Origin of the sequence: Croceitalea vernalis, from assembly GCF_031846405.1 — a bacterium.
Taxonomy (GTDB): domain Bacteria; phylum Bacteroidota; class Bacteroidia; order Flavobacteriales; family Flavobacteriaceae; genus Croceitalea; species Croceitalea vernalis.
The window spans coordinates 223,374-247,621 of sequence record NZ_JAVRHU010000001.1; the positions used below are offsets into that span (position 1 = coordinate 223,374).

Genomic DNA, 24,248 nt, shown 5'->3' on the forward strand with positions numbered 1-24,248 from the left:
TTATGTCGAAGCAAAATATGGTTCTGATAAAAGAGGCAGAAATTACCAATAACTGCCCGGAGTGTTTTAACCAAGAGTTAAAACTATCTTTTTATCAAAAACATACCTACACTCTTTTTTATCATAAAACTACCAATGAAGTTAGTCACGAAATTAAGTGCAAGAAGTGTTTTTCAATGATTTATCCTATAAATTGGACCCCTGATATTGAAAGGGTTTTCGAGTATTATAACAAGTTGATTGAGCCTAATAAATCTTTAACTAAATTCACAACACTATTTTACGTTTTAATACTTGTTGTTTTTGCTTTGATTACAGGAGGGATTTACATGTACCTTGAAGGTGTTATTTAAGTTTGTTCTTTATGGAAGTTGCTATAATTTCAAAATCTTCTTTTGTTAAACTTACCTTTTTTTGAAAAGTAGCATTTTCCATACTTTGAAGTGGGATTAAATGAACATGTACATGAGGTACTTCTAAACCAATTACACTAATGCCCACTCTTTTGCATTCAATAGCTTGTTCTATAGCTTGTCCAACTTTTCTAGCAAATTTCATTAGTCCTAAATAAGTTGATTCATCCAAATCCAGAATCTTATCAACTTCTTTTCTAGGAACACATAAGGTGTGCCCTTTTGCATTTGGATTGATATCTAAAAAAGCAAAAAAATTATCATCCTCTGCAATTTTATAACAGGGTATATCACCTTGGATTATTTTAGTAAATATGCTTGCCATAATATTTGATTGAAATAAAAAATCCTGACTTAAAAATCAGGATTAAATATACCATATTTTGAAAATGAAATTATCTTGTTATCTCTAAAATATCAAATTTCATTGTACCGTTAGGTACCTTTATTTCCGCCACATCACCAACAGTTTTTCCTAACAAACCTTTACCAATAGGGGAGTTCACTGAAATTTTGCCAGACTTTAAATCTGCTTCACTTTCAGCCACTAAGGTATATTTCATTTCCATACCATTAGTTTGATTTTTTAATTTAACTGTAGATAGCACAAGCACTTTTGAAGTATCTAATTGTGACTCATCAATTAACCGGGCATTCGATAGTGTCTCTTCCATCTTAGAAATCTTCATTTCTAGCAAGCCTTGAGCTTCTTTGGCTGCGTCATATTCAGCATTCTCCGAAAGGTCTCCCTTGTCTCTGGCCTCTCCAATTGCTTGAGAAGCTTTAGGTCTTTCAATATCTCTCAAATAATCTAGCTCTTCTTTTAGGTTTTTTAAACCTTCAGGGGTGTAGTATGAAACTTTACTCATAACATTAATTTTATGAAAAAAGGCATCGGAGAAAGCTATTAATCTTTCTCGATGCACTTGTCTTTAATAATCGAAAAATCCTCTGACACGACTATACGAATATAGTTTAGCGAGGATTTAACGCAAATATATACATTTTTTGATGATTTTTGTATTAAACTCTTCATATATGAAAGCGCGTTTAGCCCTGATTTTGTTAGTGTTAACTCTATCATGTGATAGTGGAACAACTAATAGAAACCCATTTTTACAAGAAGTAGGTTTTAGGTTTGAATTAAATTTAAACCTACCCCTCTATAACAACCTTAATAATATAGGAAACCCTATTTATGTAGGTAATGATGCCGTTGGCACCCGTGGGGCTTTTGTAATGAAAACAGGTTTAGATACATTTTTTGCTTTTGAAGCTAGTTGTCCTAATCATGCACCTAATACATGCTCTACTATGACAATTGATGGTCAAAATGTGGTATGTTCTTGTGAAGATTTCACCTATAACTTGTTTACTGGTCAATTTTTGAACAGACCTGATGATGGTGCACGTTATTACGACTTACTTTTTTATAGAGCAGTACAAAGTGGTAGTTCAGTAATAATTTCAAACTAAATAATTCCTAAAATTTTATCCATCACCCAACTGGTATGAAGGCCAGAATTTCCGGTGGAAGGATGTATTTTCTGTCCTGAAAGATGCATTTGCATATTAGCAACATGGTATTGATGTAAATGCTTAGGATGCTCTATAAATAAAGATTGATTTTTTGTTTTAGAAATCAATTCAATCGGAAACTCGCCTAAAACAGAAAATCGAATTTCGCCTTTTGAACCAAATATCTCCACTTTATCTTGACGTTCATGAACACCAAATATCCAGCTTCCTTCGCCTGTTATACCATTTTTATGAATCCAGCTACCTGTAACCGCATCATAGGCTGAATACAAGCCTTGTTGATTGACCGCAAACCCCGACGCATTTTCTATATCACCCAGTAAGAACGTAAACAAGTCTAAACCATGACTTCCAATATCGTCAAAATAACCGGCTTTGGCAATACTGGCATCCGTTCTCCAATTGTATTCGCGGTTTAAATCTAAAGGACTTGCACTTCTGCTTTTGTGCCATCTAATATGGCGTACATCGCCAATTAAATTAGCATCAAGCCATTCCTTAACTTTTAAAAATCGAGGTAAAGACCTACGATAATAAGCAATAAAAAGTGGAAGGTTCTTTTCTTGAAAAGCATTGAAAATTTCTAAGCTATCCGCATAATTTGGTGCCATAGGCTTTTCAATGCAACAAGGTTTCCCGGCCTCAGCAACCTTTAACCCATAAAGCTTATGCGTATCAGGAGGTGTCGCAATATAGACAGCATCAATTTCAGGATTGTTTATAACCTCAGAAGCCTTATTGGTGAAAAAAGGCACTTGATGTCTTTTAGCATAATCTTCCGACTTATCTAAACTCCTTCGCATAACAGCTGCAAGTTTAAAACCTTCTGTCAAATTATAGGCTGGCCCACTTTTGACCTCAGTAACATCACCGCAACCTATAATACCCCAGCGTAGTGGATTGTCTTTTGAAAAGGATACCATACTTTTTTATTTAAAAATACGGTATCCTTTAAAAACTAAATAAGAATTAAAAGTTTAAAGTAGCTCCTACCAGAAAGTTGGTTCCTGCCTGTGGATAAAATCCTGCTCCTTCAATAGTTGTAACTGTTCCAGGGTTTGAAAAATCATCATCAAATGTGAAAAAATAGCCATTTGATTCAAACTTAGCATTGAATATATTATTCACTAAACCTGACAAAACAATACTATCTAAAAATCCATTACATTTTAATTCGTACTGTACATTAAAATCTGTTTGAGAATATGCTTCTAAAATTGAAGCTTCAGCATCTATGTTACCCATGAACTGCTCACCGACATATTTTGATAATAAAATCAATTGCAATTCTGGTTTTGGAAAATATGTCAAAAGATTACCAGCAATTAATTTAGGTGAGTATGCAATATTTGTATTTCCCAAATTCTGAACAACACCATCACGTTGAAAAATAAATTCTTGATTTTTATTACTACTTAATGCAATATTAGGGGTAATACTAAACTTATCATTTAATCGAATATTGGCGTCAATTTCAAGGCCTAAACGATAACTATCGCCCACATTAGCTCTTAAGGGAGCACCCACATCGTTTAACTCTCCTGTAAGTACCAATTGATCACGATATTTCATATAGTAAACATTTGTATTTACTTGAACATCACTACTCACATAGCGCCAACCTAATTCAAAATCTTTTAAATTTTCTGGTTTCGGATTTCCGTTTTCATAATCGTTTCTATTAGGCTCACGATTAGCAACTGCATAAGAAAAATAGAAGTTATTCTTTTTATTCAAGTCATAAGTAATTCCGGCTTTGGGGTTGAAAAAATTAAATGTATCATCCACGAGGCCGGTATCTTCTCCATTAGCTTGGTAACCTACTGATCTATACTGCAAATCACCATACAAAGACCATTTGCTATCTAATTTATAATTTGCTTTAGTATACAAGTTAAAATCAGTTTTGGTTGAGGTATCGTCATAATAACGGTCTCTGTATTCGCTATTACTGGCAAATCTCGCCCATATCACTTCACCAAAGTGGTCGCCTTTATAAGTATTCCATCCTCCTCCGATGATAAAATTGAGTTTATCTTTTTCATAATTAGCCGAAAAAACAGTTCCATAAAAGTCATTGTCTAACCATCTACGGCGTATTAAATCAGTGGTGTTAACTACTTCGCTATCTACATTTAAAGGAGTAAAGCCATAGGTATCAAAATCATCATCTTCTCTAAATTGTTCGAAAAAACCACGTCCACGAGTATAATGAATTGCCAAGTTTGAACTCCAATTAGCTGACAGTTTCTCGTTCCATAACAATTGAAAATGATCTTGTTTATAATTATCAACTTCATTTTCGTAAAACTGAGTAACACCATTTTCGTCTGTATAAATTCCAGAAGGATTGAAAGTTCTATCAGATTCTAGGGTATTTTCATCTATACCATACCAGGCTTGATAAGTAATTTCGTGACCTCCAAAAAGCAGCGCTTTAATTAAGGTGTTCTCATCCTTATAGGCAGCCTGAAGAAAATAAGATTCTAAATCTACCCTAGCCCTATCGATATAACCGTCAGAATTTATTTGAGATAGTCTTCCAGAAAGTTCAATATGATTGTTTAGTAAACCTGTGCTAAACTTGACATTATTCCGAAGTGTATTAAAACTACCTAATGAAGAAGAAACTTGAGCAAAAGCCTCCTCAGAATACCCATCAGTTAGCAAATTTAAACTGGCGCCAAAAGCACCGGCACCGTTGGTAGAGGTACCTACCCCTCTTTGCAATTGTAAACTTTCAGTTGAAGATGCGAAATCTGGCATGTTTACCCAAAACGTACCCTGCGACTCTGCGTCGTTGTAAGGAATTCCGTTTATAGTCACGTTTACCCTTGTCGCATCACTACCACGAACTCGAATTCCGGTATACCCTACCCCAGCACCTGCATCAGATGTAGTTACAACAGAAGGTAAAAAATTCATTAAAATTGGAATGTCTTGACCTAAATTTCTAGGCTTAATATCTTCTTTTGAAAGATTTGAAAAAGTAACTGGTGATGCATTTGTTACTCGCACTGCAGACACAAATACTTCATCTAATACTACTTTTTTTCCTATTAAAGAATCAGTGGTTTGTTGTTGGGCGAAAAGCCCCATTGTCAGCCAAAAAAAAGCTGAAATTGTAAAAATAAGAGTCTTCATTCGTAAAAATTTTACGAATAAAAGGGGCTATTATTCTAAGTTAAAATTGATTTTTGTCTTATTATAGACGGTTTTCCAAAATTAGGTCAGTCGTTACTTATACTGGCCCCTCGCTAAAAATACCACAAGATATTTTCTTAATGCTCGGTCCCTTAGCAGCATTACCTGCCCAGGTTCATTGGGTATAATCTCAGCTTTTTACAGCACCCCTTTGAGATGGGTACAAAAATAAGCTTACATTTTATATAAACCAAAAAAGACTGCAAATGCAGCCTTTTAATTCCTATGAAATATTCAAAAGCTATTTAAGCTTAAACCATCTTCCGTATGAATCAATATAAACAGTTCTTCTTGTACCACTCTGTAGTACCATTATTAATTTAAATTGATTTTTGGAGTTTTTATAAACAGCGGCTAATTTTGAAGTAGGGTACTGCTTCAAAATCTCTTCCACAACGGGAGGAGTAAGCTCGCTAGAATTTACTTTTTTAAATTCGTCAGTGAATATTTCCATAAATTCAATGGGTTCATTAATTGATTCTATATTTTTCGCATTCAAATTGAAAGCAAAAAGCGCTACTAAAAAGAAAATATTCTTCATGATTTTTAATTTATGCGGATTCATTAGGTTTTAAATACGAACTATAAGTTAGTTTTAGATGTTATCAAACTCAGAATTTTAATTTAGAACATAAAAAAAGACTGCAAATGCAGTCTTTTAAATCGGGCCTACTAAGAAAAATTCGGGGGAAAGGCGTTTTAAACACCATTCTTAGTAAACCGTCTTGGATAAAGTATGGTTAGTGTAGCATAGCTAAATCCTTTTCTTATAAATATCTTTTTTGGGTAGTATGACTAACAAAGACCAAACAAAACTTAAAATTCCAATAATTAAAAATGCCCAAACCAAATTATTCAAATCCATGCTATTGTTCAAAATCTAAAAAAAGGACCGAAATCAAATGATACGGCCCTTTCAACCAAATCAACCAACCAAAACTGAGGGCTTATAAAGACACCTCAGAATTTTTGTTTTCAATATTTTTTAATTCCGCTGTGTTATCAGCAACATTATCTACTCGTTCGACCTTCTTTTTTATATTGAGTGCTTTCTCTAATTCCGTTTCTTCCATTTCATTTGTAAAATGTGCACCTACAAATAGCAATATCACTGTTGCTATTCCTAAGATTGAAGATTTTACTAACTCGTTCATTTTTTATGGTCTTTACTAGTAAGACACTTTCTTTTTTAAAAAGTCACTTAAAAACAAAAAAACCGCCAAATAGGCGGTTTTTATAAGATTGTTTTGTAATCATTTATCCTTGATGCGACGGTTTTAACAGGTCATTTACTGTTTTTACAGGATTGAAAGTGACTAATGGTACCTCAACAAAAATTGTATTCCAAAATGCCATAGCACCATTCCATAAGCCTGGTAATTCGAGTGCTTTTAATTCTTTACCTTCTTTAGTCTTACCAGTAATAAAACCCTGTTTAGTATCAACAAAGTTTAATAAATCAAATTTATCTCCTTTATGGTTTCTAACTGCACACACTAAATCGACCGGATTGAAATGAGTAGAATTCTTGAGAATTGAAACTTGAGATGGGTTATCCATATCAATTTGTGCAGACTCTATGATTTGAAGTGAGATATTGCCTCTTTTATCTTTTATAAAAAATGGACCCCCACCAGGCTCACCCTCATTTTTAACCATGCCACAAACTCGAATAGGTCTATTCAATTGTGCCTTTAAAAAGATAGCCTTCTCATCAATTGAAAGCTGTTTATAGTCCATTGAAAAACCAACATTTAGCTTTTCAGTTAAAAAAGATATTATTTCTTGTTCTTTAGCTTCTGTAATGGCTTCAGATTCCAAAAAACTAGCAAATTCAAAAGTCTTAGATTGCAGCTTCAATAAAATTCCTGCTAACATTTTCTTACTATCAGCAACAGCAGAAAGATTTGCATCTACAACAACATTATCAATGTTCTTTATAAAAATTATATCTGCATCTTGATCATTTAAATTCTCAATTAAAGCGCCATGACCTCCTGGTCTAAACAATATGGAACCATCAGAATTTCTAAAAGGCGAATTATCCATATTTACCGCTAAAGTATCCGTGGAGGGTTTCTGATTGGAATATGTGATTTTAAAATTAGTCTTAGTTCTTGTTGAGATTTTTGGTGTATTAGCCTGCTCCTCTTTTTTAAACATGGCATCATGCTGTTCAGAAATTGTAAAGTGCAAGTTAGCTTCTTCCTTGGTTTTAGCATATAAGGCAGCTTCTTTTAAATGTTCTTCAAAAGGGGTTGCTGATTCTGATTCATACTCATGAAAAGGTAATAACCCTTTAGGAAAGAAACCATAATTTAAGCCTTGCTCGGTCAACATTTCTTTTACAAAATTAAAGGCTTGCTCTCCATCAGAAATGTTATCGCCAGATAAACGATTCATTATTAAATTGTAAAAAGGAAATTGCTTCATTCCATCAACAAATCTCTTTACATCAATATCATTCGTTCTATCTATATAAGATGCTAAACTCTCCTGCTGAGGGTTGTATAAATCAATAAAATTAAACATCGCCTTAAACATACGACTGGCGGCACCAGAAGCAGGTACGAATTTCAAAAGAGATAATTCTTCTTTATTATTTTCAAAAAAACTTATAAACTCTTTCTGTTCTTCTTCGGAACATCTCATTATTCCCTCTCCAACAACAGCCGCCTTTTCTAAATCAACAAACGGAATTCCTTCATTAAAAGTGGCGATTTGGTCTTCTACCTTTTCTGTTGTAATACCTTTATTTTGAAGTTGTATTAAATCTTTATCTGTAAAATCAATCATGCCTTTCGATAGTTTTTCAATATGTTCAACAGCAGTTTTCAACCGCACATCTTTATCTCCGTTTAAAGTAATAAAATTCTTATTATATTTTTCAAGGGTGTCTTTAAAATAGTTAAACATTTTTTCACGCTCATCAGGCTTATCCCTTAAATCATCAGCTTCCCAAGGTGTGTCAATATTTGTTAGCAGGTATAAATCGTAACTATTTTCTAATGCATATTTTTCTAATAAAGAGTCACATTTACCAATGTAATAGGCTTCAGAGTAGACTTTAGTTTCCAATAAATCGGTGTCACAAAAAAGAATTTTATTGGCTTTTTTACTTATTGAATTTTCTAGTTTAATTTGCCCTTCGGCTATTGGAAGTAAGTCATGAGGTTCACAAGTTTTCTTTTCTCTATCCCACTTTTCTTGAAGATACTCACGAGCATATTCAGGCACCCACTCCGTTTTGTAATAATCAGCAAGTTGTTTAGCCAAAGTTGTTTTACCTGTTGATTCAGGACCAAATAGTACTATTTTAATAAGGCTTGTGGGCTCTTGTTTAAGTTTTTCTTCCATGCTTGATAGCCATAAATGGCAATAATGGTAAATAATAAATATTGAAAAGATGAGAATACTAGTCCTTTATAAAGGTAAAGCGGCACTGAAATTAAATCCCCAAGAATCCAAAAAATCCAATTTTCTAATTTCTTTTTAGCCATTAACCACATTCCTACAAAAAATATAGCTGTCGTAAAGGTGTCAACATAGGCTGTCCAATTATCAAACTTGTCAAAGATTATATAGACAATAACAACTAGTAATATAGCTCCAAAAAAAAGGAAAACTCCCCATTTCTTATCTTTTTGATTGATTACTGTAATAGGAATAAAGTGGGTGTCATCAACTTTTCGTGTCCAGATATACCAGCCAAACATACTCATTACAAAGTAGTAAGCATTAATAAGCATATCACCCAAAAGTCCGTAAACTAAAAGTATATAAACCGCAATAGCCGTTGCGATAATTCCTGTTGGATAAACCAAAATGTTTTCTCGTTTTGAAAACCAAACACTTAGCAGCGCAAAAAAAACACTTATAGATTCCAACACAACAATATGTGTTGGAACGCCATTGTATTGCGAAAAAATCCAATCAAAAATGTGGCTCATACTCGCTTCGGTCAGATTTTACCAATTTCATATGTAACAAACCCTTATCCATTAACTCGAAAGCTATTTCAATTTCAGTTTGTAACACATCCATTACCTTGTTATATTCTCCAAAAACTTGTGTGCTCAACGGATTCTCTAAAATTGTAAGACCAGAGATCCTAAGTTTTTTAATAAAACTGATGATATGAACTTCAAAATCGTCTTGTAAAGGAGAAAAAGTTAGTTCTGCTGAAATGTTCATTATGGTGTTTTGCATTTAGAAAGCAAAGCTACTAAATACTATTTTTTGAACGAAGCGCGTAGACACATGTAAAATCTTCAAACTCTAAAAAAGAAACTTTGTAATTAGACTTCTGACCCTCATATAATATTTGAGCAGTTGTTTCTAAATCGGAAAAATAAAAGTCTTTTACATCAATATGTTTTAGAAAACTCAATCCGGGTTGTGCGTATATTTTATAAAGAGACTCTTTAGCACCCCAAACAATCGTTAACTTTCTTATAATCGCTTCAGAATTTGCCAAAGTTCTGTATTCTTCGAGAGGAGTAAATTTATGCGCAATCCGAAGAATTTTATCGCGTTGTTTTTCAATATCAATACCAACCTCCAATGCTTTACTAACAATTATTGCCGTAAACTCATTTGAATGTGTGATAGATATATACCTGCCGTCATGTAAAAAAGGTTTACCAAAATCATTATAATACACTGCTGCATCATCAAAACCTGCTGCAGCAAATAAATGTCGAATGCTCAAAAAAGCGCGACGATGCATTTTAGATTTCATCTTCTGCATTCGTAGCTCACAGTGCTCCGTTAAAATCACATTTTTAGCAAGTGAGTTTTCAGATTCTGTTACTTTCCAAATATAGACCTTAGTGTCAGATGAAACTGTTATGGTTTTGTAAATAGGCACGGTAGAAAGTTATGTAATTTGTACCTTTGCACCTCAAAATTGCTTGAAAATAAATCAAAAAAATTATGAATACGAAAACAATTCCGTTTGTGCCTTTTAAGGTTAAAGATATTGCTCTTGCCGAATGGGGAAGAAAAGAGATTGATTTAGCTGAAGCTGAAATGCCAGGATTAATGGCTTTGCGCGAAGAATATAAAAATGAACAGCCTTTAAAAGGCTCTAGAATTGCAGGTTGTCTACATATGACCATTCAGACTGCAGTTTTAATTGAAACCTTGGTTGATCTTGGAGCAGATGTCACTTGGAGTTCTTGTAATATTTTTTCTACTCAAGACCATGCTGCAGCTGCTATTGCCGCTGCTGGAATACCAGTTTATGCTTGGAAAGGAATGAACGAAGAGGAATTTGATTGGTGTATTGAACAAACCTTGTTTTTTGGGGAAGACAGACAGCCTTTAAATATGATTCTGGACGATGGCGGTGATTTAACTAATATGGTATTAGATCAGTACCCAGAACTAGCTGCAGGAATCAAAGGGCTTTCTGAAGAAACTACTACAGGTGTACATAGATTATACGAAAGAGTTAAGAATGGCACCTTACCAATGCCTGCAATTAATGTCAACGACTCGGTCACTAAGTCGAAATTTGATAACAAATATGGCTGTAAAGAAAGTGCTGTTGATGCCATCCGTCGAGCGACGGATACTATGTTAGCTGGTAAACGTGTTGTTGTTGCTGGTTACGGTGACGTTGGTAAAGGAACTGCTGCTTCATTTAGGGGAGCTGGTTCTATTGTAACGGTGACTGAAATTGACCCAATCTGCGCTTTACAAGCTTGTATGGACGGTTTTGAGGTTAAAAAATTAGAATCCGTAATCCAAAATGCTGATATCGTAATTACCACCACAGGTAATAAGGATATCATTCGCGAAGAGCATTTTAGAGCTTTAAAAGACAAAGCTATTGTTTGTAACATTGGTCATTTTGATAATGAAATTGATATGGCTTGGCTAAATGGTGAATACGGTAATACCAAAGATGAAATAAAACCTCAAGTAGACAAATATACTATTGAAGGAAAAGATGTCATCATTTTAGCGGAAGGACGTTTAGTTAACCTTGGTTGTGCTACTGGTCATCCAAGTTTTGTCATGAGTAATTCTTTTACAAACCAAACCTTAGCTCAAATTGAACTATGGAAAAACAGTGCTAATTATGCGAATGAAGTTTATATGTTACCTAAACACCTAGATGAAAAGGTTGCAAAGTTGCACTTGGCAAGACTAGGAGCTGAATTAACTGAACTAAAGCAAGATCAGGCAGAATATATTGGTGTAACTGTAGAAGGCCCTTACAAACCTGAATATTACAGATACTAAAAGAAAAGTTTTTATTTGTATCATAAAGAACCCTTGCATAACTGCAAGGGTTTATTTTTTAAGTACGATATTTAGCATATCAATCAACTATCAATGAACATCATTTTAACAGGTGCCACTGGCACCTTAGGTTCTCAAGTATTATTCTCATTATTAGAAACTAGACTTCAAGAAATTGAAATGCTCTATTTAATTGTTAGAAAAAAAAATAGAGCTTCCGCTGCAGATCGTATAGCTAGTATGTTGGAAAGTGAAATAGCCCCAGTAACAATAAAAAACAATCAAAAAACAATAAAAAACAAGGTTCAGGTAGTCGATGCAAAAGAAGTTTTTGAACCTCTAAGCTTTTTGAAGAAAACTAATACTTACTATTTTATTCATTCAGCGGGTTACGTAAATTTATCCGTAGACCCAAGTAGCGAACAAGAGATTTTTAAAGAAAATTTAAGTTTTACAGAGCAGATTTTCAACACCTATAAATCGTATCTAAAAAAGTTTATTTATATCAGCACAGCATTTTCCATTGGCAAATTAGATGGGATATTGAAAGATAATTATGTGGCTATAGAACAAAATGAATATCGAAATTTTTATGAAGCTTCAAAACATGCCGCTGAAAAATATCTCGTAAAGGCAGGGCAAGAGAACAAAATTGCGATTCAAATTTTAAGACCCAGTGTTCTTGGAGGCAATATAATGGATAGACCTTCATTTTTTATTTCTAAATACATGGTTTTTTACCTTTTTGCAAAATTTTTTCACCGCAATAATTCTGATGATATGGTTCGTATTCAGGCCAATTCGGATAGTAAACTGAATATCATTCCAACAGATTATGCTGCCAAAGTCATTACCAAAGTCTTTGATACAACTGTAGAACAACTAAATATTGTTAACTCCAAAGGCACTCAAATCTTTACAGGTATTACTAAAATTTTGGAAACTGTTGATTTTAAAAACTTTAGGTTAACTCAAGAGTTATTAGAAACGGCTAATGAATTTGAAAGTACCTTAGAAAAGTTTTATTACGAAACCATTGGTATTCATTTAACTCCGTACCTAACGGCAAAACCTTACGAATGGGACACCACCCTTTTAGAAAGTATTTTACCTATACCTCAATATAATTTAGAAGAATACCTGGTAAACACCATTGAATATGCCAAAGAAAATGGTTTTAGAAACCAAAGATGGTAAAAGCAACCCTTCTCCTTTTATAACGTCTCTATTAAAAAGGAAACCATGGTAAAGCATTCTCTTCAAATAATTTATTCTCTTTCTTTATCGCTTCTTTTCAGCTGCACACCATCATCAAATGATGCCTTAGAATTAACAGAAGAAATCAATGCTGTCTCTTTTAAGTTAGACGTCCCTGCTGGTTGGTCACTTCAAATTGACCAAGGAATAGATACTTACATCGGGAGAATAGCAAATGAAAGTGATACTATTTTTTTTGACTATGGCTTCCTTAGTTTTGGAGGTTTAGATCTTGTTGACGAAAATGATAATACCATTTCTTTTGAACGCACTTTGATTAATGGAATACCTTCTATTATTGTTAAAGAAAATACTCCTTATGAAAATAGCAGGAGCATCCGTTTGAGTGCCTATATTGATTCAGGAGATAGAACAAGTCTTAATAGACTATATTGTTTTGACCCAAGCGACGAAGCTACAATACGTGCTATTATGAAATCACATGTTTTTTTACCTATAACTAATTAATTTGGATAAATCACATATCTAACCAGCGCTTAAAATTTGTAGTTCGTTCTCTTGAAACAATAACTTTTTCTTCCTCTTTAGGTAGAATTTTAAGTAGTAAGCGACTATTAAAGTAACTATGTATCTCGGTTACTGACTTTACCGAAACCATAAATTTTCTGTTAATCCTAAAAAAGTGCACGGGATTCAAGATATTCTCCAATTGGTCAATAGTATATTCAATTGGATATGATTGACCTGAATGTGTTTGTAAACAAATCATACCTTCATGTGATTTAAAATAGGCAATATCTTCCACGTTAAAAGACTTAAACATATTACCTACTTTAACCATAAATCGATGTTTATACTCTTTATGAAAAAGCTGTTTTAAATGTTCAAGATTTTCGGTCGCCCCATTCCCGTTTCTGGTAATATTTTTTTTGAATTTTTCTAAGGCCTTTTTCAAGTCTTCTTTAACGATAGGTTTTAATAAATAATCTAAACCGTTGTACTTAAAACCACGAATAGCAAATTCATTATAAGCAGTTGTAAAAATGACTGGAGGATGTTCTTCAAGGCCATCCAATATATCAAAGCCATACCCGTCGTTCAACTGAATGTCTAAAAAAATAAGATCGGGTTGTTCGTTTTTATTGAACCATTTTGAGCCACTTTCAACGGAATTAAGTATTGCTTCAAGCTTAATATCAGGGGCCAGTTCATTAACCAATTGCCCTAAACGTTTAGCTGCAAACTCTTCGTCTTCAACGATAATAGCTTTCATTAAGAAATGGCTTTTAAATTCATTTTAGTGATATTTTCACTTAAAAGAGGAATAATAACTTCAAAAAAATCGCTTTCCTTACGAACTAGGACTTGTTTATTAGTGTAAAAAGCATATCTCTTTTTAATGTTTTTAATACCTAATTCAGTTGTCTTTTCCTTTAAATTTCTCTTTTGAAAATTATTTTTAATAACTAAAGCATCCTTGCTAATCGTTGAAATTGAAACTTTTAAGGGCTTTTCTTTACTATATAAATTATGCTTGAGGGCGTTTTCAACCAACATTTGTAAGGAGAGGGTTGGTATTAAATATCGCTCTGGGTCCACGCTTATATTAAGGTCAATGGTTACGGCTTCTTTATGGCGCACATCCATCATAAAAGTAAAAGCATCCAAAAATCCAAGTTCCTTACTTAATGTTACTAAATCATGTTCGCGATTATCTAAAATGTACCGATAACTTCGAGCCAACCTAGTTACAAAATCAGAAGCCAAATCTCTATCCTCATACATTAAAGATGTTAATGTGTTTAAACTATTGAATAAAAAATGAGGGCTAATTTGATTTTTTAATGAAGCGTATTGTGACGCCAACATATCTTTCTGTAAATCTTCTAGTTGTTTCTCCAATTCATCATGGTGATTCATAGCATAATGAAACATATTAGCAAAAATGACGGCCATTCCAATTAAAACCCCTCTTGAAAAGTCTATAATAAATTGTTGCTCCGGTCCATTAGGGCAAACAATTCCCCAAGCTTCTTTAAATGTAAATTGTGCTAAATAATACACTAAAGCACACATAGGCAACATGATTGACATGTTGATACATATAATCTTTAAACTTCTTTTAAGGTTAAGTCGACAATACTTTTTATGACGTTTTAATAAATAATCGTTTACCTCCCAAGTGAGCATAAGAAGGAAAAAAGCGCTGACATAATAAAACAGACTAGTTGAAGTAAATAACCCTTCATATTCTTTTCCGTCATGCTCCATGGTCATCTTAACCGCAAAATACACCACATTGACCACCATCCAGCGGAACAAAAACTTATGAACTCCTTTTTTACTAAAAAAACCTTTCATCGCAACTTTAAAGATACATAAGTATTAAGTTGTTATTATAACACCTTTTTTCTACTGTTGATATTTGATTTGAATTGTAGCTATCTCATCTGAACTGTAATCTAAAGACTTAATCAAGATTTTTCGCTTTAAAAGCTAAATCAACAGCCTATTTGAATAATTAACGATACATAAATTTAGTGCATATCATAGGCAAACAGACTTTTCATCTTTGAGTCAATCAAACAAAAAAGTCATGAAGAATTTAGTATTATTATTGCTAATTGCAACGTTTCAATTAGGTTTTGCTCAAACAGGTGTTATAAAGGGCGTAGTAATTGATAAACAATCAGAACAACCACTGGAAGGCTCAACTATTGAATTACTTAATGTAGCAACAGCAACAGGAGTTATTACTGATTTTGATGGCAGATTTACGTTGGAAAATGTGCCATTAGGTCGGCATGCTATACAAATTAGTTATATCGGATACGAGAGTTTAACGCTTCCCAACATTGAGGTAACCGCAGGAAAACAAGTTATTGTCAACATCAGTCTTTTAGAATCATTTAATCAACTAGATGAAATTATTCTGACGAATAATACCAACCAAGATAAGGCACTAAACAAATTAGCAACCGTTTCTGCTAGACAGTTTGGAGTAGAAGAAGTTACTCGATTTTCTGGAGGGCGAAGTGATGTAGGTAGGTTAGCAGCTAACTTTGCAGGAGTTTCTGCGCCTAATGATAGTAGAAATGACATTGTGGTACGAGGTAATAGCCCCACTGGACTTTTATGGCGACTGGAAGGTGTTCCTATTCCGAGCCCGAATCATTTTTCAACCGCAGGTACCACTGGTGGACCTGTTTCTGCTTTAAATCCAAATCTTTTAAAAAATTCAGATTTTATTACTTCAGCATTCCCGGCGGAATACGGAAATGCTATAGGAGGTGTTTTTGACTTGGGGTTTAGAACAGGAAATCCAGATTCTTATGAATACACATTGCAAACAGGAATATTTACAGGTATTGAAGCCATGGCTGAAGGTCCTTTGGGCACTAACAAAGGGTCTTTTGTTGTTGCTGCTAGATATTCCTTGGTTGGTTTATTAGGTGTAGGAGCTGGTGGAACCTCAGCCGTACCCAATTACAATGACCTATCTTTTAATCTCGATTTTGGAAAGGTTAATAACGGCAGTCTATCCTTTTTTGGCATTTTAGGAGGTTCAGATATTGAGTTTCTCGGTGATGATATTGATGAAAAAGATCTGTTCGCTGCAGAAGATGAAAATAGTTTTGCCGACTCTAAATTCGGAGTACTCGGACTTAAGTACAATTTAAGTATTGGAGACAAAGCGTATTTAAAAACTATACTTTCTGGATCTTATTCCGGAAATACTTTTTTTGCTGATAGATTTATTGACAAAAATACCCCCGAAGAGCGTTTGATAAGATTTACAGACGCTGATAATACAGAAGTACGGTTTACACTTTCTACACTTTTTAATAATAAAGTCACTAATAAATTCAGCTTTAGAACAGGATTACTATTTGAAAACTTTAATATTCAAAATCTATTGAGAGATAGAAACGAGCAAGCAGATACAAATGGAGACGGTGATCCTGATTTAATAACCTTTACCGACATTGATGAGAACATCAGTCTTATTCAACCTTACATTCAAGGTCAATTAAGATTAAGCGAAACTTTAACCTTAAATGCCGGTCTACATTCGCAATACAGTACATTAAATAAACAATTCGCTTTAGGGCCCAGAGCAGCCGTAAATTATCAATTTTCACCTAATCACGCCCTTAATTTTGGTTACGGATTGCATTATCAAAATATCCCATATCCTTTACTCTTTTTAAATGAAAATGTTGGTGGAAACATTTCACAAACAAATAAAGACCTAGACTTTGTTCAAAGCAGTCATTTTGTTCTAGGTTATGATGTTAAATTAGGGAATTCATGGAGAGGAAAATTGGAGTTATACCGCCAAGATATTAATGGAGCTGGTGTTGAATCTAATCCCTCTAGTTATTCAAGTTTAACTGAAGGTGCAGATTTCATTTTTCAAAATGACCGAGTATCATTGGTAAATGATGGAACTGGGTTCAATCAAGGTATTGAATTTACGTTGGAGAAATTTTTTAGCAAAGGGTATTATGGCCTATTTACTGGTTCCTTCTTTGAAAGTAAATATGAAGGTAGTGATGGTATTGAAAGAAATAGCCCCTTTAATAATGGTTATGTTATTAACATTTTGGCGGGTAAAGAATTTAAAATTGGAAATTCAGGAAATAAAACTCTTTTTGTCGATACTCGTGTCACCAATTCTGGTGGACGCTATTTTACTCCTGTAGATTTAGAAGCGTCGCAGTTGGCCGGTTTCGAAATTTTGAGAGAAGATGAAGCTTTCAGCCAACAATTAGACGACTATTTCAGATGGGACGTTAAGTTTGGAATTAAAATTAACAGCAAAAACAAAAAACGTTCTCATCAACTTTATTTTGATTTGCAAAATATAACGGCAAACGAAAATATTTTCACAAGAAGATATAACCGATTGACAAATCAAGTTGATCAAGTAGACCAAATAGGATTTTTTCCTGATTTTGGTTACAAGTTTCAATTTTAAGCGTCATATAGTCAACAATCAAAAGCAACAATCATGAAAAAAGTAAAAGAAAAAACTCAAAAGAATGCAAAAGAAATAAAGACTACTACCTTTAGCCTAAATAGAAAAAAACTATCAAAACCTCGTTTTATATGGTGGGGTTGGAAAACAGTTTAAAAAGATGAAGAAAATAGCGCTCATTTTAGGGATAATTATAATTGGCCTTATCGCCTTTGTTCAATTGAGAAAACGTGAAACTTCACCAGATTTTTTAAATAAAGAATTTGGTGAAATAGAAAAGTTATTTTCCAAAAGAGATTTTGCAAATCCTGAAGTTTCGAAGGCGAATGTTGCTTGGCACCTAGATCATATGTTAAAGACAATCAATCAAGTTTCGAAAAAGTTAATCGATTCTGATCCAGGTGCGTTTCGTTCAAATTTTAGTCCCCAAAGAACTTTTGTACATACTTCTGGTATAATTCCAAGAGGAGCTGCAGAGTCACCAAAAAATGTAAGACCACCCGAAGTTGTTTTATTAGATAGTCTTGAAAGACAGTTAAGTCTAGCAAAAATTAACTTAAAAAAAATCACAGATCTAAATGAGAAAGCAAATTTTCAACATCCCATATTTAAGCAACTAGATCGTGACCAAACCAGACGATTTCTTGATGTGCATACCAACCATCATCTAAAAATTATTCGAGATATTTTAAATGATTAATTTTAATGTTATGACTAAATTCTAATCATAAACTTCAACAATCAATTCTATTTCAACACATTGACCTCTGGGCAAAGACGCCATACCTACAGCTGCCCTTGCATGTTTTCCTTTTTCTCCAAATACTTCAACCATCAAATCAGAAAACCCATTAATGACTTTGGGTTGATCTACAAAGGAAGGCTCGCAATTAACCATACCCAGCACTTTAACAACACGTTTTACTCTATTAAGGTTACCAAGCATTGATTTGAGTACAGCAAGTTGATTAATCGCCGTAAGGCGTGCACCTTCATAGGCTTTTTCAATAGTAACATCTTTACCAACCTTACCTGTAATTTCTGTGCCATCGGCATATCTTGGCCCTTTACCTGCTAAGAAGATAAGATTTCCAGTTTGTACCCCATTCACATAATTAGCTACAGGTTGTGGGGGACTCGGTAAGGTGATACCTAATTCTTGTAATTTGGCCTCTGGATCATAATCTTTTTCGGGCTCTTCTTGACCAAATGAAACAATGCCAGTTAAAATAATTATCGGAATAAGTAATTGACTAATTTTTTTCATTTTCTACTTTTTTACGCGGTTCAAAATCAGCTTCTTTCCAGAGCGCATTACTATCATAATAATTACCATTCGTAATTACTGCGGAAACCGTTCTTAGGTTAGAAATATCTTTAAGCGGGTTTTTATCCAGTATAGCTATATCAGCCTCTTTGCCTATTTCTAAACTACCCGTTTGTTGTTCCATCTTCATTACCCTAGCTGGGATAATGGTGGCGGTTTGAATAGCCTCAAAAGGAGTTAGCTTTGCAAGTTTATGGTAAGCCTCTATTTCTTGATACAAACTAAAAACCGGCACTATATTATCTGTACCCGCTACAATTGGTACACCTGCTCTAAAAAAGTGTCCTATTATTTCTAAATACTTGGTATATCTAGCCTTTCGCTCTAGTGATGCTTCTAGACTTACTCCCTTTCTATTCCTTTTGGGTTCCCATAACTCATAAGCTATTCTTGGCGCATCTGGTTCAATTGTTTTTAAAGCTTTTCCCTCCTGTAAAGAAGTGATAATTCTTATATTCATTGTAGGATCCAAAACAATTTTATGTTCCAATAGAAAGTCAGTTGCTCTTTTAATCTGATCACTACTAATCGCATTATAATCTATTTCTAGTTTCCCAAAATTCTTTTTTTTCTCATTAGGAAAAAGTAATGAGGTTATCGCTCTATCATGACTAAACATATTCATTCCCAATTTTACAGCATCTGCAACGGTTCCAACAGGTGTAGGTATATGTCCAGTTACTGTAACCCCTCTTTTATGTGCCTCTTCGGAAAGCACTTTTAAGATGTCAGGTTCTATTGAGTTATAAATTTTTATCTGCTTATACCCTAGGTCAATATATCTTTTTATAACATCTTTTGCTTCTTGTTCCGTTCTTGCTCGAATAATTCCATTACCTTTTTTTCCAGGTCCATCGGTCATTCCCGCTAAGAGAATATCTGGCCCTAGTTTACCTTCTTTTGCAATGGCATCCTTAAAAGCGGTAGCAAACTCAATCTCATTACCATTATCTCTGATTGTAGTTACGCCTCCGGCCAAGTAGGCAGGTGCCCATGGTACTTGATTGCTATGAGCATGCATATCCCAAAGCCCAGGAATGAGTGTTTTTCCTTTTACATCAATAATTTTTGCCTCCGTCGGAAGTTCTATTTTGCCTTCATCTTCTATCTTGGCAATACGTCCATCTTGGATAAGTAAAACTTTATTTTTTTGGGTTTTATCATGAATACCATCTACTATATCTCCGCCTACTAAAGCAATAGTTTTGAATGGTTGTTTCTTTTGATTTTTGGTATATGTTGCTAAATCTGTCATTTGTTCTGCAACATGCCCTTCTATAAAGGTCGACATTGCAGATTCATAGCCCCTTTTAATAACTTCTCGAATTTGGGTATTAGCTTTAACTAAAGCAACGAGATTTTTATGCTTATCTAGCCAAACCGTTCTACCACCCCAATTGATTCCTTCAACAACATATCTATCTAGTATTTGCTGTTTCCCCTTAATTTGTATGGTGTCTTTAGCCGTATGCCTAATCTCAATTTTACCTCGGGGCAAAGTAGTTAGGCCTTTTGGCCATTCTCCATTCTTAAAATAATAATGATATAACATCATTTCCATAGCAGCTGGAATATTGCTATGAAGTGGAAAAAACGCCTCCTTGATATTTATCGTAACAGGGTCAAAGTATTCTTCCAATATTGTTGCTTGATTATCGTGCAACTCCATTTTAAAAATGTTTGTTGTGTCTCCACGAGCAATTCGGATACTACTATAAAATTGAGGCGAAAATCCATCCTTAGTTACTTCTAAAACTGATTGAACACCAGATATTCTACCTCTTTCATTTTCACCTTGTAAAGACTCAATATGCAGGTTGTCTTTTTGGTTAACAATATTGAATGTCTCTTCTCCAATTAAAGACTGTCTCCGATAAACTAAAAAAACTCCTTTTTGATCTATATTTTCTAGAGCAGTGTCTTTATAACGATTAAAGTAATATCTATTGACTTCATCAGAATTACTTACTACAATATCCGGCAAACCATCTCTATTTAAATCATCAGTATAAATGTCATAAGTGAAAGAATCTTTATCTGATAAAGTAATCTTCTCCCAATTCTTTCCATTATTTGAATTGATAAAAACATGATTAGGTTGTCTAAAATTTCCAACAACGATATCGTCATTTCCATCAAGATTGAAATCTGCAGTGCTTAATGAAGAAGTATTATCCGAAACGGAATCATATACTATTTGAGATTCATATTTTAAAGTACTACTCCCGAAGTAGATTCTATTAGGTTCGCCAATATTAGCACTAACAATATCTAGATATCCATCATTATTTACATCTGTGATGGCAACAGCTCTGGTATTATCTTTTCCACTGCCAAAAGGAACTTTTGTTGTAAAATTTAATTGACCGTTGTTTATATAAACATAATTTTGTTGTTCATCTCTATTGGCTAGTATAAGATCGTTATCTCCATCATTATCCATATCTGCTACTTCTACATCAATAGTAGAATCACTCATACTACCAAAACCAAGAGACTGATTAAATTTTCCTTTCCCATTGTTTAGACATATTTCATTTTGTCTTCCTCTATTGGTAATTAGAATATCTTCATCACCATCATTATCAATATCTGCAACAATAATATTTCTCGTTGGTGCATAATTTTCTCCAAAGTTGCCTGCTTTAGTAAAATTTCCTTTACCGTCATTTATAAAAAGGCAATTGGGTGCCATATCATTACCTACGGCGATATCAAGGTCCCCATCATTATCAAAGTCGGCTAAATCTGTTGAATAGCTAGTTGCTCTTTCAGCACCAAGAGGTTTAGAGACCGAAAATTTTCCGCTACCATTATTAAAGAAAATCCTATTTTGACCAGGCCAATGTCTTCCATTAGCTAAAACCACGTCCTTATCACCATCATTGTCTAAATCACCTACACCCATAGAAGCAGTCCGTTCTATATGAGTTCCAAAGATTAACCTGTTATTAGTAATGAATTTTACCGATTGGCTTTGAACAGCGAAGCCAATAAAAAGGAATAAGAAAAGAGGTGTTTTGGTCATGTGCTAAACTATTTTAAAATGAAAGGAAAAGAGAAACATAAATTAAGACTGCAATACTTCATCATAATACCGCAAGAAATTTAGACCCAATATTTTTTCAATATCACCAGTGCTATAGCCTCTTTTTTCAAGAAGTCTTGTTACATTTTGATATCTATCTGTTTCATCAAGCTCAGGAATCCATGGTGGCCATTGTACTTTATAAGAAGGTTTGAACCGTGTTAATCGAGGTACGTACCAATTCTCTCTTGTTGCGCCATTCGCCTCTAATCCTTGTATCGGATAATCAGCAGCTAATCCCACATGGTCTATCCCTCCAACTTTCACAGCATGATCTATATGGTCTACGTAAGTTTCTAGAGTTGTATCAACACCTAAGTTTGGCCCTAACATATAGCCAAGGCATATAATACCCATTACTCCTCCTTTATTTGCCATAGCTTTTATCTGTGCATCTGTTTTAGCACGGGGATGATTTTTATGTAGTGCCTCACACATAGAGTGGTTAATCATTGCCCCAGTTTTACTGAACTCAATACCATCATCGGTAGTTTGTCTACCACAATGAGAAAGATCAATAATAATACCTAGTTCATTCATGCGATTAACTGCTTCTATACCGAAATCGGAAAGTCCCGCATTGGTTCTTTCTGTGCAGCCATCACCAATCAAATTACGTTCATTGTAAGTAAGCTGCATCCAACGAGTTCCGGCTTGATATAGAATATCTAGATTATCTATATCATTTACAATCATTCTCGAATTTTGAAAACCAAAGAGTACTGCAACTTTGTTTTCTTTTTTTGCACGCTTGAAGTCTTCTGCAGTAGTCGCGTGAATTAATTTGTCACTATTATCATCTACAATGTCTTTCCAATTTACCAAAGAAAGTAATGATCTATTTAAGTTGAAAGAATCTAAGGAAACATTAAAGCCGGAATACCCGGTCTTTGCGAGGGCGGCAAAAGAAGCTTTATCCCAGTTTCTGCCTATAATGAGACCATCTATAACTATGGATTGGTTATAAACCTTGCTCTCCTTATTAAAGGCAGCCTTAGCATCATAGGTTAAAAGGGATGATAAGGCTCCAAGTGCTGCAAGTCTATTAAATTCTCCTCTATTCATTTTTAAGGTGGTTATTTAGCCTAAGTTAGTAAATATTAGACTCCACTTACTTGATGATAAAAGAATTTTGGTTTCAAATTGAGAAATTTGTGATTACCTTATTTTTGAGGGATTATGTTATTTAAATCATAAAAATAGAAGTTCTTAGCATCGTTCATTGCTACAAAAAGTCCATTAGGAAAAGTATCATTAAGAGGCACAGTTACAACTTCACAACCATCGGTTTCAAGTGTTGCAAGATTTACAGCTTTTATAAATGTGTTATCTTCTTGTGAAAAAATATTAAACTCTCCCTGCTGCTGATTGGAAACAATAAGTTGCCCCTTCCCATGCTCATAAGTCGCAATGGCGATACCCTCTATATCCTTTAAAAAGTATTCTCCGCCAAAGCAAGATATTTCTTCATTCCCCATACTTGGCTCAGCATAATATTTTCGAATACAAACTCCTTCATCAGAATAATAAACAAAACCCATTTCGTCATCTACAGCAATGGCTTCAATTTCTTTTTGACCACTAAAAGCGCCGAACTTCCTAACTAAATTTGACTGAATTTCTAAGCTATCTGCCTTTAGTTCATACTGATATAGATAATTAGTTGCAGGCCCTGTTTTTCTGCCTACAATAGCATAAATTTTAGAGTCCTTGGGTGACTTATATAGCGAAATTCCCATTGGTAAATTCTGCTCAAATTCTGTGGCATCTTTAAAAACTTGAAAACCTCCATTATCCAATGGTTTCATATCTGGCACAGAATACATTCTAATTTGTTGTTTTTCTCTTTCGGTAAAAACAAGAATGTCTGTTTGGGTAGTGTCGTTAATTTGAAAACCATATTCCACATCCACATTATTAGGTCGCTGAATGTTTCTTATAGTTTTTTCTTCAATTATTTTTCCTTCTAAATCAAAAGCATATATCGCGCCATTTGTTTCTTTATCAGTACCAAACACAATGCTCTTTGAAGCATCCTTAGGATTTACCCAAATTGCAGGGTCATCAGTATCATTTAATGTGGTTTCTGTAACAATGTCTGGTTTTATGGGAATAAGCTTGCTTTTTTTACATGATGTAAGACCTATTAAGACTAAAAAAAAGATACTAATTTGTTTCATAATATTCAATTTAAGACAAAACCGCCCTCTTTTTCAAAAGGACGGT

The 24,248-nt window shown here is 34.0% G+C and carries 24 protein-coding genes; 8 read left to right on the forward strand and 16 right to left on the reverse strand.

Annotated features, from left to right (window positions below):
* The first annotated feature begins 2 nt into the window (after nucleotides 1-2).
* Nucleotides 3-353, forward strand: a complete 351-nt coding sequence (locus RM520_RS00935) for a hypothetical protein (RefSeq protein ID WP_311386652.1) — start codon at nucleotides 3-5, stop codon at nucleotides 351-353.
* Here the strand turns inward: RM520_RS00935 and RM520_RS00940 are convergent.
* Nucleotides 346-738 carry an HIT family protein gene (locus tag RM520_RS00940; protein ID WP_311386653.1) on the reverse strand — a complete coding sequence of 131 codons (393 nt, stop codon included), beginning with the start codon at nucleotides 736-738 and terminating at the stop codon, nucleotides 346-348. The genes RM520_RS00935 and RM520_RS00940 overlap by 8 nt on opposite strands.
* Nucleotides 739-808: 70 nt before the next feature.
* Nucleotides 809-1,282 carry a transcription elongation factor GreA gene (gene greA, locus RM520_RS00945; protein WP_311383827.1) on the reverse strand — a complete coding sequence of 158 codons (474 nt, stop codon included), beginning with the start codon at nucleotides 1,280-1,282 and terminating at the stop codon, nucleotides 809-811.
* 169 nt (nucleotides 1,283-1,451) lie between these two features.
* Here greA and RM520_RS00950 point away from each other — a divergent pair, with 169 nt between their 5' ends.
* Entirely contained in the window at nucleotides 1,452-1,889 is a 438-nt protein-coding gene (locus tag RM520_RS00950; RefSeq protein WP_311383828.1) for a Rieske (2Fe-2S) protein, read from the forward strand.
* On the opposite strand, the gene RM520_RS00955 is transcribed toward RM520_RS00950, so the two are convergent.
* The 8 genes from RM520_RS00955 to RM520_RS00990 form a co-directional block, all read right to left on the reverse strand.
* Nucleotides 1,886-2,875: a Gfo/Idh/MocA family protein gene (locus tag RM520_RS00955; protein ID WP_311383829.1), complete on the reverse strand. Its 990-nt coding sequence runs from the start codon at nucleotides 2,873-2,875 to the stop codon at nucleotides 1,886-1,888. The genes RM520_RS00950 and RM520_RS00955 overlap by 4 nt on opposite strands.
* A gap of 46 nt (nucleotides 2,876-2,921) precedes the next feature.
* A complete protein-coding gene (locus RM520_RS00960) occupies nucleotides 2,922-5,096 on the reverse strand; it encodes a TonB-dependent receptor (protein WP_311386654.1) in 2,175 nt (724 codons plus the stop codon).
* Between the two features lie 301 nt (nucleotides 5,097-5,397).
* Complete coding sequence (locus RM520_RS00965; RefSeq protein WP_311383831.1) at nucleotides 5,398-5,697, reverse strand: hypothetical protein; 300 nt, start codon at nucleotides 5,695-5,697, stop codon at nucleotides 5,398-5,400.
* A 406-nt stretch (nucleotides 5,698-6,103) separates the two neighbouring features.
* On the reverse strand, nucleotides 6,104-6,310 hold the full coding sequence (locus tag RM520_RS00970) for a hypothetical protein (protein ID WP_311383832.1): 207 nt from the start codon (nucleotides 6,308-6,310) through the stop codon (nucleotides 6,104-6,106).
* Nucleotides 6,311-6,413: 103 nt separating this feature from the next.
* On the reverse strand, nucleotides 6,414-8,513 hold the full coding sequence (locus RM520_RS00975; RefSeq protein ID WP_311386655.1) for a DUF4301 family protein: 2,100 nt from the start codon (nucleotides 8,511-8,513) through the stop codon (nucleotides 6,414-6,416).
* Nucleotides 8,468-9,106 carry a nicotinamide riboside transporter PnuC gene (gene pnuC, locus RM520_RS00980; RefSeq protein ID WP_311386656.1) on the reverse strand — a complete coding sequence of 213 codons (639 nt, stop codon included), beginning with the start codon at nucleotides 9,104-9,106 and terminating at the stop codon, nucleotides 8,468-8,470. Before pnuC ends, RM520_RS00975 begins: the two co-directional genes overlap by 46 nt.
* Entirely contained in the window at nucleotides 9,090-9,350 is a 261-nt protein-coding gene (locus RM520_RS00985; protein ID WP_311386657.1) for a hypothetical protein, read from the reverse strand. The genes pnuC and RM520_RS00985 overlap by 17 nt, the downstream gene beginning before the upstream one ends.
* 31 nt (nucleotides 9,351-9,381) lie before the next feature.
* Complete coding sequence (locus RM520_RS00990) at nucleotides 9,382-10,026, reverse strand: 4'-phosphopantetheinyl transferase family protein (RefSeq protein WP_311386658.1); 645 nt, start codon at nucleotides 10,024-10,026, stop codon at nucleotides 9,382-9,384.
* Nucleotides 10,027-10,091: 65 nt separating this feature from the next.
* Here RM520_RS00990 and ahcY point away from each other — a divergent pair, with 65 nt between their 5' ends.
* The 3 genes from ahcY to RM520_RS01005 all read left to right on the forward strand — a co-directional run bounded on the left by ahcY (nucleotide 10,092) and on the right by RM520_RS01005 (nucleotide 13,133).
* Nucleotides 10,092-11,408 (forward strand): adenosylhomocysteinase, encoded by a 1,317-nt coding sequence (gene ahcY, locus RM520_RS00995; RefSeq protein WP_311386659.1) that lies wholly within the window; start codon nucleotides 10,092-10,094, stop codon nucleotides 11,406-11,408.
* Between the two features lie 93 nt (nucleotides 11,409-11,501).
* Nucleotides 11,502-12,605, forward strand: a complete 1,104-nt coding sequence (locus tag RM520_RS01000) for an SDR family oxidoreductase (protein WP_311386660.1) — start codon at nucleotides 11,502-11,504, stop codon at nucleotides 12,603-12,605.
* Nucleotides 12,606-12,650: 45 nt separating this feature from the next.
* Nucleotides 12,651-13,133 (forward strand): hypothetical protein, encoded by a 483-nt coding sequence (locus RM520_RS01005; RefSeq protein ID WP_311386661.1) that lies wholly within the window; start codon nucleotides 12,651-12,653, stop codon nucleotides 13,131-13,133.
* A gap of 10 nt (nucleotides 13,134-13,143) precedes the next feature.
* Here the strand turns inward: RM520_RS01005 and RM520_RS01010 are convergent, their stop codons facing one another.
* Both RM520_RS01010 and RM520_RS01015 read right to left on the reverse strand, forming a co-directional pair.
* Nucleotides 13,144-13,899, reverse strand: coding sequence for a LytR/AlgR family response regulator transcription factor (locus tag RM520_RS01010; RefSeq protein ID WP_311386662.1), 756 nt, complete (start codon nucleotides 13,897-13,899; stop codon nucleotides 13,144-13,146).
* Nucleotides 13,899-14,987 carry a sensor histidine kinase gene (locus RM520_RS01015; RefSeq protein ID WP_311383841.1) on the reverse strand — a complete coding sequence of 363 codons (1,089 nt, stop codon included), beginning with the start codon at nucleotides 14,985-14,987 and terminating at the stop codon, nucleotides 13,899-13,901. The genes RM520_RS01010 and RM520_RS01015 overlap by 1 nt, the downstream gene beginning before the upstream one ends.
* A gap of 235 nt (nucleotides 14,988-15,222) precedes the next feature.
* Between RM520_RS01015 and RM520_RS01020 the strand changes: the two genes are divergently transcribed.
* Genes RM520_RS01020 through RM520_RS01030 form a run of 3 tightly spaced genes read left to right on the forward strand, consistent with a single transcriptional unit; the run spans nucleotide 15,223 to nucleotide 18,307 of the window.
* Nucleotides 15,223-17,607 carry a TonB-dependent receptor gene (locus RM520_RS01020; RefSeq protein WP_311386663.1) on the forward strand — a complete coding sequence of 795 codons (2,385 nt, stop codon included), beginning with the start codon at nucleotides 15,223-15,225 and terminating at the stop codon, nucleotides 17,605-17,607.
* 33 nt (nucleotides 17,608-17,640) lie between these two features.
* A complete protein-coding gene (locus tag RM520_RS01025) occupies nucleotides 17,641-17,763 on the forward strand; it encodes a hypothetical protein (RefSeq protein WP_311386664.1) in 123 nt (40 codons plus the stop codon).
* Between the two features lie 4 nt (nucleotides 17,764-17,767).
* Nucleotides 17,768-18,307, forward strand: a complete 540-nt coding sequence (locus RM520_RS01030) for a DUF1569 domain-containing protein (RefSeq protein ID WP_311383844.1) — start codon at nucleotides 17,768-17,770, stop codon at nucleotides 18,305-18,307.
* 21 nt (nucleotides 18,308-18,328) lie between these two features.
* Here the strand turns inward: RM520_RS01030 and RM520_RS01035 are convergent, their stop codons facing one another.
* From RM520_RS01035 to RM520_RS01050, 4 genes are all read right to left on the reverse strand, one after another.
* A complete protein-coding gene (locus tag RM520_RS01035) occupies nucleotides 18,329-18,874 on the reverse strand; it encodes a RidA family protein (protein WP_311383845.1) in 546 nt (181 codons plus the stop codon).
* Nucleotides 18,861-21,962: an FG-GAP-like repeat-containing protein gene (locus RM520_RS01040; protein WP_311386665.1), complete on the reverse strand. Its 3,102-nt coding sequence runs from the start codon at nucleotides 21,960-21,962 to the stop codon at nucleotides 18,861-18,863. Before RM520_RS01040 ends, RM520_RS01035 begins: the two co-directional genes overlap by 14 nt.
* A gap of 42 nt (nucleotides 21,963-22,004) precedes the next feature.
* The gene (locus RM520_RS01045; protein WP_311383847.1) at nucleotides 22,005-23,087 is read right to left on the reverse strand and encodes a dipeptidase; all 1,083 of its coding nucleotides are present in this window, start codon (nucleotides 23,085-23,087) and stop codon (nucleotides 22,005-22,007) included.
* A gap of 98 nt (nucleotides 23,088-23,185) precedes the next feature.
* Nucleotides 23,186-24,202 carry a phytase gene (locus tag RM520_RS01050; RefSeq protein ID WP_311386666.1) on the reverse strand — a complete coding sequence of 339 codons (1,017 nt, stop codon included), beginning with the start codon at nucleotides 24,200-24,202 and terminating at the stop codon, nucleotides 23,186-23,188.
* Nucleotides 24,203-24,248: the final 46 nt, after the last annotated feature.